This window comes from Neobacillus sp. NPDC093127 (assembly GCF_044754175.1).
In the GTDB taxonomy this organism is placed as follows: Bacteria; Bacillota; Bacilli; order Bacillales; family Cytobacillaceae; genus Neobacillus.
In genome coordinates this window covers 33,313-49,721 of the sequence record NZ_JBIVOP010000007.1, presented here as the reverse complement: position 1 = coordinate 49,721, position 16,409 = coordinate 33,313, and the positions used below count along the sequence as shown (strand labels likewise).

Below are 16,409 nucleotides of genomic sequence, written 5' to 3'. Positions count from 1 at the left end.
TTCCGAAAAATGGTAAAATAAAAAGAGCATCGGAACCCGATACTCGAATGGAATTATGCGTTATTCTTTAGTTCTCCAACCTTAAATAATTGTTCATAATCAGGCCACTTCATGACCTTTTTCAAATAATCTTTAAAGGAGTAGCATCTTTTCGGGAATTTTTCCCTGCAAATCGACGTAAGAAACGTCTGTAAACGGACTTGGATCATAAATTTATACGTGCTATCTTCCTCCAATACAGGAATCTCCATGACTTTAACCTTCTGTCCAACATCAGTTTTGAACTCTAGGCTTTTCAATAACAAAATATCAATCCTCTTTTTCACCCGTTTGACTATATTATACACCCAATCCAACACGAAATGTGTCTAATTATGCTTGGATTACTAAATTTTTGTGAATTTTTTACATCAAAAAACAGACCACAGTCTTTGGTCTGTCTTAGTCAAAGGATTTGAATAAATAAGGGCTCACCTGTGGCTCGAATTTCGGATTAAATTGATCATAGCGGTTTTTGATTAAATACAATTGTGGTTTAATTCGTCTACGGGTCTCAGCATCCTGGGGTCTTTCATGGGTGAGGTCATTGCTGCATGTTGGGCAATGCCATCGGTCCGAAATACTGCTGCTGAAGGATGGTTGATGGCATTTTGGGCAGTGTTTTTTGTACATAGGAACAACTCCTGATATTTAGTATTCAAGTATTTTTATAGGTTATGTACTTTCATTGTAAAAATAGACCTTGATTTTCAAATATCACAAATCAAGGTCCATCTATATCCTTCTTTCTAACTTTCTTCGTCTTTTTATGATGAATTGAAGGATGGAGCCTGTTAAAACTAGCACAGCTCCGGCAACAAGAATATTGAACATATTTGTTCCCGTTTCAGGTAGTTTAGGACCATCTACTGGCAATACGCCGCCTAGAGTACCTTCTACATAAAATTTGAACTCCACTAAACAGTTCAGGCCTTGAAACTCATTCCCTAGAGTCTCAGGTACCTTTACTTTAAAAAATAGTTGTTCAGAATTATTTTTGGCAATCAATCTGGGAGTTAATTTGTTAAAATCCTTCATTTTTCCATCAAAAAGTATATGATCCTTATCAGATATTGTTAATAACAATTCTTCAAAAAAAAGATCAGAACCTTCTTTTAGACTGCTTGAAGAAAGGTATTTAAAATCCTGTTTACCCCTATTTAGAATAGTTAATTTTCGTTCCGCCCAATCCCCGGGTTTTAAATTTTTAAGGTCAAATAAAACCTTTTCGGGAGAGGTAGCAATATCAATTTCTCGAGGGGACGGTTCAGCACTCGTTTTTCCTATGGGAAAATTGACAACCAATGCTAGTAACAAGAAGCAATATATTATCAATAATATATATCTGTTTGAATTTATATTCATTTATAAAACCTCTCACAAAATTAATGTTTAACCGCTCCTATCCTTCAAAAAAAAGGTGAGAAGTATTCATCCCACCTCATTTTTTAATTCAACTAATTATCTTTCGGAACCAGCCTTTTGATTTGCTACAAATTTCCATGTTAGATTTAATGTGTCCCCTTGGAAGACGTTTTGGTCTTGACCATTATTTACAAACTCAAACTGGACGAATAGTGTGTCTTTTGAACCTACTGCAAGGCCACGTGTACCCCACTCATCACCAAAGATTGAGTCAAACTTGTTTTCCACAGCTTTAGGATTCATGTTTTTAAGGTCAGCAAGTGTGGTAGACCATACTGGCGCATCTAACTTGTCAGCATTAAATAGGAAGTTTACGCGAATATGTTCACCAAAATCGGCACCCGCATTGTCGCCATTTGCATCATTTACAATGTAGGAAGTGTTCAAAATGACATTTTTAATATCTAATGTCCCATTGTTTTTTAGATCAAAAGCACGAAGCATTGTATCTCCAGGCTTGATTTTATCAATATTAATAATTGTCGTTGGATTGGCTACCAAATCTATTGTCCCTGCGGCAAATGTGTTGGTTGTAATCTCAGTGTCATTAAAGTATGCATATGTTCCTCCACCAATTAAAGATAATCCTAACGCTGCTGATGCTACTCCCATGCCTAATTTCTTTCTCAAATTCATTTTTATTATTCCTCCCTTTGCCCACCTATATATGGGTATGTAGTTTTTTCTATTGAACATGCAATGGAATATCCTTTTGCACGGCACAACCAATTTAACTTTTAACTGGTGGAATTTCATTTTCCTTTGAGCCTTCAACCTCGCGAATGGCTTTCCATAGGGTAAAAACTGAAAAAATGACTAGTATTAGGCCCGGAAAAACAAGTAAAAGCGCTGCTCCAACTTTGGATTGTGCAAAATTCATAAAATAGCCAATAAAAGGAATAGTAAAGCCCTTATACTCACCAACCACATTATTTGATAAAACTGGAGTTAAATCTGCTCCGTTATTGTTATCACCTTTTGTTATATATTGAATGTTTTTACCTTCGCCTTGCACTTTTTCAATTCTATGGGTAATTAATTTGTTCTCTCCTTGCATAAAGGTAATCACATCACCTTTTTGAAACCGCGTCATGTCACCACCAGGCTTAATAGCAATTATTGCTCCTGTTTGTATCCCAGGTTCCATTGACCCGGATAAGACCGTTTTTAACTGGTACCCTAGTATATTTGGCTCTCCGCCAGATATTTTAGACGAAATGACTACAAATGCCATGAACAATAAGGTTGCTAGTAACATATAACCTATGATTCTACTAATCCAGATTTTTAATTTTACCAATTGAAATTCACCTCAAAAAAGAAAATTGTATTTCCATTTTTAATAACCTCACCTTATGGTTGTTGAATGGTTTCTGTCTGCTGATTAACATCTAAATCTGACTTTTGGGTTTTACCTTCTTTTACTGGTTCGTTAACAGGAGAATTATTTTCGCCAGGTTGTTCCTCTTGTTTGTTACCTTCTCCATCATTTGGCTGCCCATCAGGTTTTGCGGCAGAAACTGTAATTTGCTTACTCCACAAAACACCTTCCGGATTCCCCTTATCTTTATTCTTTTCATTTGGATCACCATGATTAGGTCTTTGATAAGCTTTGAACATATAATTACCAGGTTTGTTATTTCCAAATTTCAGAATAAAGACTTCTTCACTATTTAATGCCGGTATCGTTCCATCCCCAACCTTTATCCCATCTTTTGGATTACCCTTCTCAGTCCACCAGATTTCATAGGGAACAGTACCTGTCATATCATTTCCCTTATTCTTAATTCTTGCAGAAATAGTTTGTTCTTGGTTAGAAATAGACCCTATAAATACAAGAGAGCTTTTATCCCAAACCTCATTCAGTGGTGTGGCAACCTCCCAAGTCCCTGCTTGGATTATCATCTTTGTTTCCGCTTGATCACTGTAGAAAGCGTTTGTAGAACCTAAAGAATAGATGAAGGTAAAGAGAAAAGCGTAAAAAATAATTGTGACTTGAGCACTAATAAAAAATGGCCAATTTTTATTCCTAATTTCTCCTAAACGTTTGAGTCTAATCTTGCTCCCTCCTTCAACTGAAGATTAGGATATTTTTTGTTCTTTGTATACGCATCTATTCGTTCTTTATAAGGAACAATTACCTATTGTTATTATAGCTAGTTTAATCCTTATTAAAAAACCCGAAATACGCCCAAATTTCTCCTCTTTTACAACAAAACCTCCTATTATGTTTCTTTTTCTCTATTTCTCTTAGTTTTTCGTTAGTTTTAAAGAACTATTTATTCTATAAAAAGAATAGAAAAAAACAGTAATTTACAATAAGGGAGACTTGTAAGAAAACTCAAAATTCAATATTAGTAATAAGGAAAGTTCATAATTATCGTTTTGTCTTTGGAGGAAAAATTCAAAAAAAGATTTACAAAAAGAAAATATTAACGTAAGATACTTCTTATTGGAGAACATTTTCGTTCCATTTAAGGAACAAAAAAAGGGGGGGAAGGGTATAGCCAGTGCCGATATTCAAGCAGTCCGTGGTCTTAAGGTAGACCGTGAAGGGGCATATTCTGCTTTGGATACGGGAAAAAATATTACTGTCTTAAACAACACGAGTCAGTTGTACTTAACGAAATGAGCAGCCCAAAAAGGTAGTTTAGCAGATCTTTTTGTCCTACATGAAGGAACAATGCTTGAGGCACCTCTTTTCGCTGAAGAAAGTCCCAGCTTTAGACCTAGGCTATGGTGAAGAAGGGCATGGGGAAGTGGCAAATATCAATCTACCTTCCGAAGTAAAATAAGGAGTCTAGTGAGAATTATATTTTAAAATTATGCTGGATTACCTTCTGACACAGAGGTTCTATGATTAAGAATAATTAATTGGGAGATGGTTTAATGAAAATGAAAAAGACTTTATTAATGGGAGCAATATCATGTGCGCTTTTACTACCTACAACAGCTTTTGCTGCTAATAGTACTGATTCAGCAACTAACCCTGCAAGTAATCAACAATCACAACCTTCTTTTACGGCAAAAACATTGCAAACAACAAGTTTTCAGGTAACCGGAAACATAACACCGATTAGTACACCAACTACAGATTATACGAGTAATACTAACAAAATTGATATCTCTAACCTTTCTAATCAAAAAAATTACAATTCTATATCGGACGGAACCCAGACCATTTCATTTAGCTCACCAATGGTAAAGCTACATGTCCCAGATTTTTGGAACGCTCATTGGGGTCCAGCTACTGAATCCCAAACTCCGGATATTCTCTTTTCAAACTTTATGAATGAAGTAACGTTGAATTTATCACAACCATCAAATACATTTGGATTTGAGCTTGATCCAAATCTATATGGAACTGCTAACTTCACCGTGGATTATTTTTCTGGAACAACACTTTTGGGAAGTTTAACCCAAAGTGTAACTACTAGCACGGACAATACTAGTGACATTAAAGTGTTTGGAGCAACATCTGATACTCCAATCGACCGGGTGGTAATCCATAGCGCCAGTGGGGATGCTCTAGGTTTTGCTATCGCACAGATCCGATATGGAAATCTAGATAATAAAGCCCCAGAATCAAATGCAACGCTTTCGGTTGTGAATAACCAGCTAAGTGTAAAATTAAGTGCTACTGATGATAAAACAGGAGTGGAAAAAACTCAATATCGAATTAACGGGAAAGACTGGAAGACTTATACGGGTCCTGTTTCTTTGAAATTTGATGAGCAGCTTCAGTTCCGTAGTGTTGATAATTATGGAAATATCGAAAATGCACGTACCCTTGGTGTAGTCAAGAATGGATATCAACTTGAAAATGTTTATATTAGTACATCAAAAGGATTAGTTGGACCATTGAATAAAACGATGACTAATAGTCAGGAATTTCTTCTTTTTATTCTTACCTTAAGTCGTTAAGGACTAAAAATATAATAATATAGAATAATATGAATACATTACTAATCAGGTCAGGAGTATTGATCTCTTGACCTCTTTCTATGTTTGTAGGATTAGTTTTCCATTTTGGATTGTCCTATGGCACCTCTTATCGCTGTAGAAAGTTCTAGCTTTAGACAAGGGCAGTAACACCTTCTGATACAGAGGTTCAATGATTAAGAATAATAAAATAGGAGATGGTTTAATGAAAATGAAAAAGACTTTATTAATGGGAGCAATATCTTGTGCGCTTTTACTACCTACAACAGCTTTTGCTGCTAATAGTACTGATTTAGCAACTAACCCAGCAAGTAAACAACAATCACAACCTTCTTTTACGGCAAAAACATTACAAACAACAAGTTTTCAGGTAACCGGAAACATAACACCGATTAGTACACCAACTACAGATTATACGAGTAATACTAACAAAATTGATATCTCAAATCTTTCTTATTATTCTCATTACAATTCTATTTCGGACGGAACCCAGACCATTTCATTTAGCTCATCAATGCAAAAGCTACATGTCCCAGATTCGTGGAACGCTTATTGGGGTCCAGCTACTGAATCCCAAACTCCGGATATTCTCTTTTCAAACTATATGAATGAAGTAACGTTGACTTTATCACAACCATCAAATACATTTGGATTTGAGCTTGATACAAATCTATATGGACCTTTTAATTACACAGTGGATTATTTTTCTGGGACAACACTTGTGGGAAGTTTAACACAAAGTGTAAATACTAGCGGGGTCGATACTAGTGACATTAAAGTATTTGGAGCAACATCCGATACTCCATTCGATCGCGTGGTAATCCATAGTGCCAGTGGTAATACCTATGGCTTTGCTATCGCACAGATCCGATATGGAAATCTAGATAATAAAGCCCCAGAATCAAATGCAACGCTTTCGGTTGTGAATAACCAGCTAAGTGTAAAATTAAGTGCTACTGATGATAAAACAGGAGTGGCAAAAACTCAATATCGAATTAACGGGAAAGACTGGAAGACTTATACGGTACCTGTTTCTTTGAAATTTGATGAGCAGCTTCAGTTCCGTAGTATTGATAATTATGGAAATATCGAAAATGCACGTACCCTTGGTGTAGTAAAGAATGGATACCAACTTGAAAATGTTTATATTAGTACATCAAAAGGATTAGTTGGACCATTGAATAAAACGATGACTAATAGTCAGGAATTTCTTCTTTTTATTCTTACCTTAAGTCGTTAAGGACTAAAAATATAATAATATAGAATAATATGAATACATTACTAACATTACTAATCAGGTCAGGAGTATTGATCTCTTGACCTCTTACTTTGTTTGTAGAATTAGTTTTCCATTTTGGATTGTCCTCTGGCACCTCTTATCACTGTAGAAAGTTCTAGCTTTAGACAGGGGTAGTAACACCTTCTGACACCAAGGTTCTATGATTAAGAATAATTAAATGGGAGATGGTTTAATGAAAATGAAGAAGATTTTATTAATGGGAGCAATATCATGTGCGCTTTTTCTACCTACAACAGCATTTGCTGCTAATAGTACTGATTCAGCAACTAACCCTGCAAGTAATCAACAATCGCAACCTTCTTTTACGGCAAAAACATTGCAAACAACAAGTTCTCAGGTAACCGGAAACATAACACCGATTAGTACACCAACTACAGATTATACGAGTAATACTAACAAAATTGATATCTCAAATCTTTCTTATCCAAATTATTACAGTTTTATCACTGATGGAATCCAGACCATTTCATTTAGCTCTCCTATGCAAAAGGCTTTGTTGGGCGCTAATTGGGGTCCTGCCACTGAATCCCGAACTCCGGATGCCCTATTTTCTGACTACAAGAATGAAGTAGCATTGAATTTATCACGACCAACCACTACATTTGGATTTGAGTTAGGTCCAAATCAATATGGATCTTTTAATTACAAAGTGGATTATTTTTCAGGGACAACACTTGTGGGAAGTTTAACACAAAGTGTAACTACTGGCGGGGTCGATACTAGTGACATTAAAGTATTTGGAGCAACATCCGATACTCCATTCAATCGAGTGGTAATCTATAGTGCCAGTGGTAATACCTATGGCTTTGTTATCGCACAGATTCGATATAGAAATCTTGATAATAAAGCCCCAGAATCAAATGCAACGCTTTCGGTTGTGAATAACCAGCTAAGTGTAAAATTAAGTGCTACTGATGATAATACAGGAGTGGAAAAAACTCAATATCGAATTAACGGGAAAGACTGGAAGACTTATACGGGTCCTGTTTCTTTGAAATTTGATGAGCAGCTTCAGTTCCGTAGTGTTGATAATTATGGAAATATCGAAAATGCACGTACCCTTGGTGTAGTAAAGAATGGATACCAACTTGAAAATGTTTATATTAGTACATCAAAAGGATTAGTTGGACCATTGAATAAAACGATGACTAATAGTCAGGAATTTCTTCTTTTTATTCTTACCTTAAGTCGTTAAGGACTAAAAATATAATATTATAGAATAATATGAATACATTCTAATCCGGTCAGGAGTATTGATCTCTTGACCTCTTTCTTTGTTTGTAGGATTAGTTTTCCATTTTGTATTGTCCTCTCTTATTTCATCTAAAGTGTACTTATCCCCAAATTGCCCAAAATTTAAAAAAGTTCCACGCTAACAGGCATGGAACCATTATATTCATTTCGAACAAAATCAGATTCTAAATATTCTTCTACCCAATAAAGTAATTAGTTGACATTATTTTAGTACAAAACGAGTAAATAAGTTCGTATTGCTTTTCTCCACCCTTTCTTAACAGATTAATTTCTTTCTTGAACGTCTTCTTGGATCCCCTCAAACTTCCATGTCAAGTTTAGTTTTAAATCTTGAAGTTCATTTTGAGGAACATCAGTTTCAGTAAATCTGAATTTTACTTTGAAATTATCCGGTGATTTTGGATCAGTACCTGCTTTGATTCCATCAGTCAAGACATATGAAGTCCCGGCGGAATTACCCAATGCAAATTCCTTAGCCAAATCATCTGGAGTCATATCTCTTAACTGTAGCAGTGATTTTGTAAGAATAACTACTTTGTCTTTTCCATTGTCTCCTGTTTCCACCAGGAAATCCACCATGATAGCATCAGCAAAACTGTTAGCTAAGGAATTAGAAATTGAATCCCCATTATTTTTGGTAACTGTATAAGATGTGTGAAGTTTTACCTTCTTAATATCTAATGTTCCTTTATTAGTAAGTTTGAAAGTCTTATTGGTCCAATCATCAGGTTTAAAATTATTAATATTGACAAGTGTTGTAGGATCGACAGTTAAATTTAATGTTCCTGAAGCGAAAGTGCTTGCCTGTATAGCTAATATATTTTGATTTTCTCCTTCAACACCAACCCTAGATTTGTTTTCAAAATTTTCCTCGCTCTCTTTGGTTGAACTATTGGATTTTGCTGAACAAGTTATTGAAATTGTTTCACTCCATAGTTCTTTTCTTTCATTTTTAAAATTGTGGAAGGGACGTTGATATGCTTTAAATTTGTAGTTTCCTGGAAAAGAAGCAGTAAAAGTAAGCTGCCCACTTTTTCCTTTTGCTAATGGATTAATGATTCCATTTCCGACAATGCTCCCAGCTTTTGCATTTCCTTTTGCTATGTAAAACACCTCATATTCTGTCGTTCCCTTCATATCGTTTCCTGTATTAGCAATCGAAACTGTTACCTTAACAGGATTACAGCTGTTAATTTGTTGATTGTTGTCCTTATTTGAAAAGATTAATGAACTCTTATCCCATTGCTCTGCCGGACTATTCCAAGTACCAGCCTGAAACATCCCAGTTATTTGAACAGTATCTGAAAAATAGGCACTTGTACTTCCAGTTAAATAAGAAATTGTCAAAATGGAAATATAAAAAATAGCAATAAGTTTAACAACCAAATTTCCCGTCCAATTCCGTTTTCCAAACTTTCTTGATCTAGTGTACCGTATTTTAATCACACCCTTTCTAACTTAATAAAGATTCAATTTTCAGCAACAAAAATAAAATCTTAGAATTTATTTTTGTTGCTGAAAATCAAATAAGAATTAATTATTTCAAGAAAGGTGGGAAAACCCACCTTTCTATTAAAAATTTTTTTTATTTCTTCTTCTGGAGTTTGTTGAGCATCAAATTTCCATTCAAGCTGTAAATTAGTAGCACAGTATTTGTATTGCTACAGTGTCAATTAAGCAATCATTACCATCCATTAGGATATGCTGTCTGAGTATAAGTAAAACCATCTGATGTAGTAAGTGTAATTACAGCTTTTGTAGGTGTAGCTGCTGGGTCTCCTAACCAATCACTAAAGTTCCAGTAGGCATCTGTGAAACGTTTGCTACTATCTCCTTTATAAGAATATTCAAAAGGTGTGGAAAAACTTTTTCCAGTCAAATCAAACACATGTTTTGTAGCTGTATTTCTTTGGAGTAAAGTATCATTAGAATATAGTTCTATAGTCATGCTGTTAATTTTTGCATCATTAAGTGATTTTTCCAAATGCCATCCAACACTGTAACCTGTGTGCTCCACTCCTCCTCCAAAAGCGTTCCCTGGCCTTGCAATACTAAAGTCTTCCTGTGTGATAAAATTGTTAATCGTTGATGGTTTAAGTGCATCAATTCCAAAGTCTTCATTATTACGTACTTGGACAGCATCAACAACAATATTAATAGAACCAGTTTTATTTTGATAATAGTCATTAGCATTCTTTGGGAATGAATAAGTTACATCTAATTTTACCGTCTTACCGGCCTCTACTTTTACTGGAACATTGCTATAGGAGATTTTTAAGGCGTTTTCATAGGCAAATAAATCACCCGAACGTGAAGCTTGCGTAAGTTGATCGTTAACTCTTACCCAAGCATCAAGATTGCCATCGTTTTTAATTGTGATTTGCTTGGTATCAGTATCTCCAGGTGCTAAATTCTTGAAATACAACATTTTAGAAGCAACTTTTCCAGCTGTAGCATCGGAAATTTTAACTATTCCGCCTGTAAAAGTATTATTTTCATTTGCGGTTTGATGAGTAAATAGTGCATATGACCCCCCTGCGATGAGTGATAGTGCTAGGGCTGAGGAGGCTATTCCCATCCCTAATTTTGTTTTCTTTGACATACTTTTCTCCTCCTAGAATTTCTAATTTTTATATTGTAACTTCTCATCTAAACCAGTATGTAAAAGTCCGGTGCTTAGTGAGAATGTTTCAATCACTTTCTTACAACTGCATTCTTTCTTTGACTAATTTGTTTTCCTTTTCTAACTTGGCAACTCTTCGGATAAGGAAGAATAATTGATAGAGAAGGATTAATACACCAGGAACGATTGTTAACAGGATGATGCCGATTTTCGATTTGGCATATGATAGGATGTAACCTACGTAAGGAATTGTTATATTTGCATATTTACCGATAACATTGCTTGCTGGTATTGGTTGTGGATCGTCTGCATTATTAGCATCGCCTCTAGTAATGTATTGGACTATCGAATCTGAGACATGAATTTCCTTTATTCGATGTGTAATCAAAACATCTGGATTTTCCAATGTACGATACGTTATAACATCGCCTTTTTTAAATTTATTCAGGTCGCCGCCAGGCTTAATTGCAATTACTGACCCGGTATGTATGGACGGCTCCATGGAACCAGATAGGATAGTTTTCAACTCATATCCAAGGAGCTTCGTTTCCTCGCCCGAAATTTTTGTAGAAATAACTACATATGATAGAAAAATTAATAGTAAGAATAAAAATACAGATATTAGCTTGCTAACGAATTTAAATGCCTTTTTTGCTGCCATAAGAACATCACCTCATTAAATTGTTAAGAAATAATAATTTAAAACTTTCTTGCTTCTTGTTCTTAATTACGAACCGTTAAGTAAAGTATAGGTCAAAATAACCAACTTGAAAAACCTTGAAAATAGGCAATTTTTCTCGATTAAGAACGTTTTTTGGGCTTTTTCTCTAGTTTTCTCTTATTTTCTTACTATCTCGTATTTTATAATGAAGATATTGTGCTTTATAATGAATTATAGATTATTAATTTTTTATGTTACTAATAGGAGATGAGGGTGATGATTGGAGAGCGGATCAAACAGCTGCGGGAAAATAAGGGGTATTCGCTTACAGAGCTTGCCAGGCTGGCAAATGTTTCAAAGTCTTATTTGAGCCAATTAGAACGGGGGTTGCAATCAAATCCATCGATGCAGTTTATAAAAAAGGTGGCAATCCCCTTAGATGTCAGTATTGATTACTTGTTAGACGATGAATCTGTAAACTATGAACTGGACAATGAGTGGAAGGCTTTAATTCAGTCTGCGATTGAGAACGGATTGAAAAAAGAAGCTTTCAGGGAATACCTTAATTACGTAAAATTCCAAGCATGGCTGGAAGAAAGGAATAAACATAATTAAAAGCCCCCATTCCAACGAATTGAAATGGGGACTATTTTTTAGCATATTCTTCTTCTTTTACAGGTAAATCAAATTCGTGGATTTTTATCGTCAGGTTAAAATCCTCAGCAATTTCTACTAGAACTGTAGCGAGCCCACCCTTGGTCGGATTGCGCATCATAGGTACACCCTCTGTAGTGTCCATGACTCCAGCTTACATTCTATTTAACGAGGCATTATCACTTTTAATCGGGACATCTAGTAAGCCCTTTAGGCTTCGATAATTTCATCCTCTTCCTGCTCTAACTTTTTCAATCGTTTCCGGTAAACGAATTTCGATAAGTTAATACTAATCTCATAAAGAAGCAGGAGTGGCAAGGTCACAACAAAATCAGACATAAAGTCCGGCGGTGTTATAACGACGGCAATAATGATTAGAACAAAATAGGCATATTTACGAACTCTTCCTAAAACAAATGGATTTATAATCCCTAGAGAAGTTAAAAACATTACCACTACTGGAAGTTCGAACAGCACCCCAAATGGCAGGGTCATATTCATGATAAAGCTAAAGTATCGCTCAGCTGTAAAGTTTGTAACGAACATATCTTGACCCATTTTAACCAAAAAGTCCAGAACCATCGGAAAAATAGCAAAATATCCGAAGGCAAGGCCCAATAGAAATAAGAAAAATAATGCCGGTACATAGGATAGAGTTATCTTTCTCTCAATCGGTCTTAATGCCGGCTTAACGAACATCCAAATTTGTAACGCTAATACAGGTATCGTCCCTGCTACGGCAATTACGGTTGCAAGCATGAAATAAATCCACATAATATCACTCGGGCCGAGAACCATAAGTTTCGTATCACCGACAAACCATCGATAGATATCATCGACATAAATAAACCCTGCAATAAAGAAAACAACAAATGCCAGTGCCGATATGATAATCCGTTTGCGCAATTCCTCTAAATGATCAACTAAATTTAATTCTTTATCTTCCATGTACTTCCCCTGCCAATTTCATAGGTTGAAGATTAACACGTATTCACGCGTTTTATAGTTACAAATCTCGAGAAAAAAAGGGGTAAGACGCAAATCTTACACCTTATTTAGTCACATCTTTCTTTACTTCATCGATATCTTTCATTACATCGTCGGTAAGTTCACGGGTAGACTTTTTAAATTCCTTTAGGGTTTGTCCAAAGGCTTTTCCGATTTCCGGAAGTTTCTTCGGTCCAAAAATAATAAGTGCAAGTGTTAAAATTAAAATTAATCCTGGTACTCCGATATTTGAAAACATGGATTAACATCCCCTTTAAAATTTGTGTATTTCTACTATGATTATAGTGTTGAAAATTCATTTTGGGTTAATTTTCTGGAATAATTCATAGTAATTTCACAAAATCCGTTAAAATTAACCTAGCTGTGATGTTTAGCATTTCCTTTATAAATCTCATTTAAATCTCTATAGACCAATTTATCAATAACCACCGATTAAGTCAATGTCCAATTGTTTCGTGGAATTTTTTTAAATATTTTGACAACTGGTCGTTTTTTGCATATAATTTGAACAATAGAAACATATACTAATGAAAATTTAAAACCCTATGGAATGGATGTGATGAGGATGGAATTTTCACTAAGCAGTTATGATGGAGCCCTCCCTGTTGAGGTAACAATTGATGATGACAATGGAAGATACACCATTCGTAAAAGTGACCGAAGCGGCGAATACTTTAATAGCCCGATTGAATTAATTGCTTGGGTTAAAGCGCACTTCCACGAGGAAGAGTTTTGCCATCCCCATGAATTCAGAGGTATGCTAGCAAAATTAGCGGAATACGAATTAAATGGGACCTATTTATAATATTGATTAGAAAGCATCAGCATAAATTGCCGATGCTTTCTTTTCGTTTACTTAGCTTTTCGTTGATAAATCCTGAATTCATAATCGTAAGGATTTTTTTCATCCTTTATCCCTTTTTCAGAGGATTGGAGCTCCCAGTTATCACCATCATATTCCGGAAAGAAGGTATCCCCTGCAAACTCTTCATGAATAAGGGTAATGTAAAGACAATCTGCAAAGGCAAATGTTTCTTTGAAAATTTCCGCCCCGCCGATGACAAAAATTTCTTCTTTCTGATCACGGCTGTACTTGATAAACTCCTCCACCGAGTTAAAGACTGTACATTCTTCGGATTGATAACCCGGCTGGCGGGTAATAATGATATTTTCCCTGCCCGGGAGCGCGCGGCCAATCGACTCATGCGTTTTTCTCCCCATTGCAATCGGATGCCCCATTGTCACCTTCTTAAAAAACTTTAAATCTTCAGGAAGATGCCAGGGGAGCTGATTTTCTTTGCCGATTACTCTATTTTCGTCCATAGCAACGATAAAGGAAATCATACACTGACCACTCCTTTTATATGTGGATGTGGATCATATCCATCCAGGCTAAAATCTTCAAATTCAAAAGAGTAAATATCCTTAACATTCGGATTGATGTTTAGAATCGGGAGTCCCCGTGGTTCTCTTTTCAATTGCTCGTTTATTTGCTCAAGATGGTTTTGATAAATATGAACATCGCCAAACGTATGTATAAATTCTCCCGGCTTTAAATCGCATACTTGCGCAATCATTAACGTTAACAGGGCATATGATGCGATGTTAAACGGAACCCCGAGAAATACATCCGCAGAGCGCTGGTAGAGCTGACAAGACAGTTTCCCATCTGCCACATAAAATTGGAACAGACAATGACACGGCGGCAGCGCCATATGATCAATTTCAGCTACGTTCCAGGCATTGACAAGCAGTCTTCTTGAATTTGGATTTGTTTTGATTTGCTCAATTAATTCACTAATTTGATCAACTGTTTTCCCATCGGCCCCTGTCCAGGAACGCCATTGATGACCATAGACCGGCCCTAATTCACCGTTTTCATCTGCCCACTCATTCCAAATGCGGACGCCATTTTCCTGCAGGTAGCGAACGTTCGTATCGCCTTTTAAAAACCAGAGCAATTCATAAATAATCGATTTTAAATGAAGCTTCTTAGTAGTAATTAGCGGAAAACCTTCCTCCAAGTTAAATCTCATTTGATAACCAAAGGTACTGATTGTTCCAGTACCAGTTCGATCGCCCTTCATGGTACCCGTTTTTAACACATGCTCACATAATTGTAAATACTGCTTCACATCTGACACTCCTTATCTGCGTTCATATCTATTAATTTTAGTGGAGTGGGGCAGTTTATTCAATTGATTATGTGGTCAATCAATAGAAAAAGCTGCCAAAGAGGCAGCTTTCCCTAAGTAAATTAAACTTCCAATCCAAAGTTCCGGCAAAGTGATGCTAGTCCACCTGCGAAACCACTGCCAATCGCATTGAATTTCCAATCGCCGTTATGGCGGTAGAGCTCACAGATTACTACTGCGGTTTCAACTGAAAAGTCCTCGCCAAGATCATATCGTAGAACTTCGCTGCCTGTTTCCTCATCGACTAAACGAACGAAGGCATTGGAGACTTGGCCAAAATTCTGGCTTCTTGCTTCGGCATCATGAATCGTAACGGTAATCGCAATCCGATGAACATGGGACGGAACCTTACTGAAATTAATCTTGATTTGTTCATCGTCCCCTTCACCTTCGCCCGTCCGGTTATCCCCTGTATGTTCAACCGAACCTGAAGAATGAATTAAGTTATTGTAAAAAATGAAGTCCAAATCGTTAATCACTCTGTTATTTGCATCTGTTAAAAATGCGGATGCATCTAAATCAAAGTCATGCCCGCCGCTGTAGCGGTTGGTATCCCATCCAAGGCCGATAATTGCCTTTGTTAACCCAGGATTCGTTTTGGTTAAATCCACTCTTTGTCCTTTTGCTAAATTAATTCCCATATTAATCACCCCATCAAGAACTTTTATATTTTTTTAGCTGTAACTGCGCACAATTTCACTAAGGCTGCCAGCTGTCGTGCCGGTGCCTACGGCAGCGAACTTCCACTCATTGCCGTGGCGGTATATTTCACCGGCAACCAGGCAAGTTAACCCGCCATAATTATCCGACAAATTATAGTGGATGAGCTCTTGGTTGTTGTTAGGATTTACGACCCTGATAAATGCATTTTGAATCATGCCGAAATGTTGTTTTCTTTTTACACAATCATAGATATTAACAACGAAAACAAGCTTTTGAATTCTTGAAGGGACTTTACTTAGGTCGACGATGATTTGCTCGTCATCCCCGTCTCCATCCCCCGTCAAATTATCTCCAGTGTGCTGAACACTGCCATCATTGCTTCTTAAATTGGCAAAATAAATCACATCTTTATTGTTTTGGAGCTTATCATTTGCTCCTAACATGATAACAGAGGCATCACAGTCAATATTCGGAGCACTTCCGCCGCTAAACAGCGAGCCAAAGAAACCGCCGCCGCCGCCGCTTTGGACCGGATCCCAGCCTAATCCTACCAAGATTTTGGATAGTCCCGGATTACTTTTCGTTAAATCAACTCGTTGACCTTTTTGTAAATTAATAGCCAAATCATTCACCCCAACAAAGAAA

General features: G+C 36.3%; 20 protein-coding genes. 5 read left to right on the top strand and 15 right to left on the bottom strand.

The features are described from left to right. Positions 1–53: 53 nt before the first annotated feature. The 5 genes from ACIQCO_RS11595 to tapA (ACIQCO_RS11575) all read right to left on the bottom strand — a co-directional run bounded on the left by ACIQCO_RS11595 (position 54) and on the right by tapA (ACIQCO_RS11575) (position 3,522). Positions 54–305, bottom strand: coding sequence for a DUF2535 family protein (locus ACIQCO_RS11595; protein WP_400428608.1), 252 nt, complete (start codon positions 303–305; stop codon positions 54–56). Positions 306–774: 469 nt separating this feature from the next. Next, positions 775–1,404 (bottom strand): LPXTG cell wall anchor domain-containing protein, encoded by a 630-nt coding sequence (locus ACIQCO_RS11590; protein WP_400428606.1) that lies wholly within the window; start codon positions 1,402–1,404, stop codon positions 775–777. Between the two features lie 96 nt (positions 1,405–1,500). Further along, entirely contained in the window at positions 1,501–2,100 is a 600-nt protein-coding gene (locus ACIQCO_RS11585; RefSeq protein ID WP_400428604.1) for a TasA family protein, read from the bottom strand. 94 nt (positions 2,101–2,194) lie between these two features. Continuing rightward, a complete protein-coding gene (sipW, locus tag ACIQCO_RS11580) occupies positions 2,195–2,764 on the bottom strand; it encodes a signal peptidase I SipW (protein WP_400428602.1) in 570 nt (189 codons plus the stop codon). Between the two features lie 53 nt (positions 2,765–2,817). After that, positions 2,818–3,522 carry an amyloid fiber anchoring/assembly protein TapA gene (gene tapA / locus ACIQCO_RS11575; protein WP_400428894.1) on the bottom strand — a complete coding sequence of 235 codons (705 nt, stop codon included), beginning with the start codon at positions 3,520–3,522 and terminating at the stop codon, positions 2,818–2,820. 831 nt (positions 3,523–4,353) lie between these two features. On the opposite strand from tapA (ACIQCO_RS11575), the gene ACIQCO_RS11570 reads away from it, so the two are divergent. The 3 genes from ACIQCO_RS11570 to ACIQCO_RS11560 all read left to right on the top strand — a co-directional run bounded on the left by ACIQCO_RS11570 (position 4,354) and on the right by ACIQCO_RS11560 (position 7,901). Next, positions 4,354–5,388, top strand: a complete 1,035-nt coding sequence (locus ACIQCO_RS11570; RefSeq protein WP_400428600.1) for an OmpL47-type beta-barrel domain-containing protein — start codon at positions 4,354–4,356, stop codon at positions 5,386–5,388. Positions 5,389–5,578: 190 nt separating this feature from the next. Then, entirely contained in the window at positions 5,579–6,646 is a 1,068-nt protein-coding gene (locus ACIQCO_RS11565; protein WP_400428598.1) for an OmpL47-type beta-barrel domain-containing protein, read from the top strand. Between the two features lie 232 nt (positions 6,647–6,878). Next, complete coding sequence (locus ACIQCO_RS11560; protein ID WP_400428597.1) at positions 6,879–7,901, top strand: OmpL47-type beta-barrel domain-containing protein; 1,023 nt, start codon at positions 6,879–6,881, stop codon at positions 7,899–7,901. A 323-nt stretch (positions 7,902–8,224) separates the two neighbouring features. On the opposite strand, the gene tapA (ACIQCO_RS11555) is transcribed toward ACIQCO_RS11560, so the two are convergent. From tapA (ACIQCO_RS11555) to sipW (ACIQCO_RS11545), 3 genes are all read right to left on the bottom strand, one after another. Next, positions 8,225–9,406: an amyloid fiber anchoring/assembly protein TapA gene (gene tapA, locus ACIQCO_RS11555; protein ID WP_400428595.1), complete on the bottom strand. Its 1,182-nt coding sequence runs from the start codon at positions 9,404–9,406 to the stop codon at positions 8,225–8,227. A 238-nt stretch (positions 9,407–9,644) separates the two neighbouring features. After that, on the bottom strand, positions 9,645–10,562 hold the full coding sequence (locus ACIQCO_RS11550) for a TasA family protein (protein ID WP_400428593.1): 918 nt from the start codon (positions 10,560–10,562) through the stop codon (positions 9,645–9,647). 100 nt (positions 10,563–10,662) lie between these two features. Further along, a complete protein-coding gene (gene sipW, locus ACIQCO_RS11545) occupies positions 10,663–11,244 on the bottom strand; it encodes a signal peptidase I SipW (RefSeq protein WP_400428591.1) in 582 nt (193 codons plus the stop codon). A gap of 276 nt (positions 11,245–11,520) precedes the next feature. On the opposite strand from sipW (ACIQCO_RS11545), the gene ACIQCO_RS11540 reads away from it, so the two are divergent. After that, positions 11,521–11,859, top strand: a complete 339-nt coding sequence (locus tag ACIQCO_RS11540; protein ID WP_400428589.1) for a helix-turn-helix domain-containing protein — start codon at positions 11,521–11,523, stop codon at positions 11,857–11,859. 31 nt (positions 11,860–11,890) lie between these two features. On the opposite strand, the gene ACIQCO_RS11535 is transcribed toward ACIQCO_RS11540, so the two are convergent. From ACIQCO_RS11535 to tatA, 3 genes are all read right to left on the bottom strand, one after another. Beyond that, entirely contained in the window at positions 11,891–12,019 is a 129-nt protein-coding gene (locus ACIQCO_RS11535) for a hypothetical protein (RefSeq protein ID WP_400428588.1), read from the bottom strand. A gap of 89 nt (positions 12,020–12,108) precedes the next feature. After that, on the bottom strand, positions 12,109–12,846 hold the full coding sequence (tatC, locus tag ACIQCO_RS11530) for a twin-arginine translocase subunit TatC (protein ID WP_400428586.1): 738 nt from the start codon (positions 12,844–12,846) through the stop codon (positions 12,109–12,111). 103 nt (positions 12,847–12,949) lie between these two features. Beyond that, positions 12,950–13,144, bottom strand: a complete 195-nt coding sequence (tatA, locus tag ACIQCO_RS11525) for a twin-arginine translocase TatA/TatE family subunit (RefSeq protein ID WP_024028694.1) — start codon at positions 13,142–13,144, stop codon at positions 12,950–12,952. Positions 13,145–13,471: 327 nt separating this feature from the next. Between tatA and ACIQCO_RS11520 the strand changes: the two genes are divergently transcribed. Next, the gene (locus ACIQCO_RS11520) at positions 13,472–13,711 is read left to right on the top strand and encodes a hypothetical protein (protein WP_400428585.1); all 240 of its coding nucleotides are present in this window, start codon (positions 13,472–13,474) and stop codon (positions 13,709–13,711) included. A 47-nt stretch (positions 13,712–13,758) separates the two neighbouring features. Here the strand turns inward: ACIQCO_RS11520 and ACIQCO_RS11515 are convergent, their stop codons facing one another. The 4 genes from ACIQCO_RS11515 to ACIQCO_RS11500 form a co-directional block, all read right to left on the bottom strand. Continuing rightward, positions 13,759–14,250 (bottom strand): dihydrofolate reductase, encoded by a 492-nt coding sequence (locus ACIQCO_RS11515; protein WP_400428583.1) that lies wholly within the window; start codon positions 14,248–14,250, stop codon positions 13,759–13,761. After that, positions 14,247–15,041: a thymidylate synthase gene (locus ACIQCO_RS11510; RefSeq protein WP_400428581.1), complete on the bottom strand. Its 795-nt coding sequence runs from the start codon at positions 15,039–15,041 to the stop codon at positions 14,247–14,249. Before ACIQCO_RS11510 ends, ACIQCO_RS11515 begins: the two co-directional genes overlap by 4 nt. Positions 15,042–15,163: 122 nt before the next feature. Next, positions 15,164–15,742, bottom strand: a complete 579-nt coding sequence (locus ACIQCO_RS11505; RefSeq protein WP_387319443.1) for a TerD family protein — start codon at positions 15,740–15,742, stop codon at positions 15,164–15,166. Between the two features lie 33 nt (positions 15,743–15,775). After that, on the bottom strand, positions 15,776–16,387 hold the full coding sequence (locus tag ACIQCO_RS11500; RefSeq protein ID WP_400428579.1) for a TerD family protein: 612 nt from the start codon (positions 16,385–16,387) through the stop codon (positions 15,776–15,778). Positions 16,388–16,409: the final 22 nt, after the last annotated feature.

What these genes read in the sequence shown, in the direction of transcription:
- ACIQCO_RS11560 (WP_400428597.1), top strand. Translation starts at nt 6,879, where the DNA reads ATGAAAATGAAGAAGATTTTATTAATGGGAGCAATATCATGTGCGCTT.
- tatC (WP_400428586.1), bottom strand. Translation starts at nt 12,846, where the DNA reads ATGGAAGATAAAGAATTAAATTTAGTTGATCATTTAGAGGAATTGCGC.
- ACIQCO_RS11590 (WP_400428606.1), bottom strand. Translation starts at nt 1,404, where the DNA reads ATGAATATAAATTCAAACAGATATATATTATTGATAATATATTGCTTC.
- ACIQCO_RS11565 (WP_400428598.1), top strand. Translation starts at nt 5,579, where the DNA reads ATGATTAAGAATAATAAAATAGGAGATGGTTTAATGAAAATGAAAAAG.
- ACIQCO_RS11505 (WP_387319443.1), bottom strand. Translation starts at nt 15,742, where the DNA reads ATGGGAATTAATTTAGCAAAAGGACAAAGAGTGGATTTAACCAAAACG.
- sipW (WP_400428591.1), bottom strand. Translation starts at nt 11,244, where the DNA reads ATGGCAGCAAAAAAGGCATTTAAATTCGTTAGCAAGCTAATATCTGTA.
- ACIQCO_RS11515 (WP_400428583.1), bottom strand. Translation starts at nt 14,250, where the DNA reads ATGATTTCCTTTATCGTTGCTATGGACGAAAATAGAGTAATCGGCAAA.
- ACIQCO_RS11585 (WP_400428604.1), bottom strand. Translation starts at nt 2,100, where the DNA reads ATGAATTTGAGAAAGAAATTAGGCATGGGAGTAGCATCAGCAGCGTTA.
- ACIQCO_RS11570 (WP_400428600.1), top strand. Translation starts at nt 4,354, where the DNA reads ATGAAAATGAAAAAGACTTTATTAATGGGAGCAATATCATGTGCGCTT.
- ACIQCO_RS11540 (WP_400428589.1), top strand. Translation starts at nt 11,521, where the DNA reads ATGATTGGAGAGCGGATCAAACAGCTGCGGGAAAATAAGGGGTATTCG.
- ACIQCO_RS11550 (WP_400428593.1), bottom strand. Translation starts at nt 10,562, where the DNA reads ATGTCAAAGAAAACAAAATTAGGGATGGGAATAGCCTCCTCAGCCCTA.
- tatA (WP_024028694.1), bottom strand. Translation starts at nt 13,144, where the DNA reads ATGTTTTCAAATATCGGAGTACCAGGATTAATTTTAATTTTAACACTT.
- ACIQCO_RS11520 (WP_400428585.1), top strand. Translation starts at nt 13,472, where the DNA reads ATGGAATTTTCACTAAGCAGTTATGATGGAGCCCTCCCTGTTGAGGTA.
- ACIQCO_RS11535 (WP_400428588.1), bottom strand. Translation starts at nt 12,019, where the DNA reads ATGATGCGCAATCCGACCAAGGGTGGGCTCGCTACAGTTCTAGTAGAA.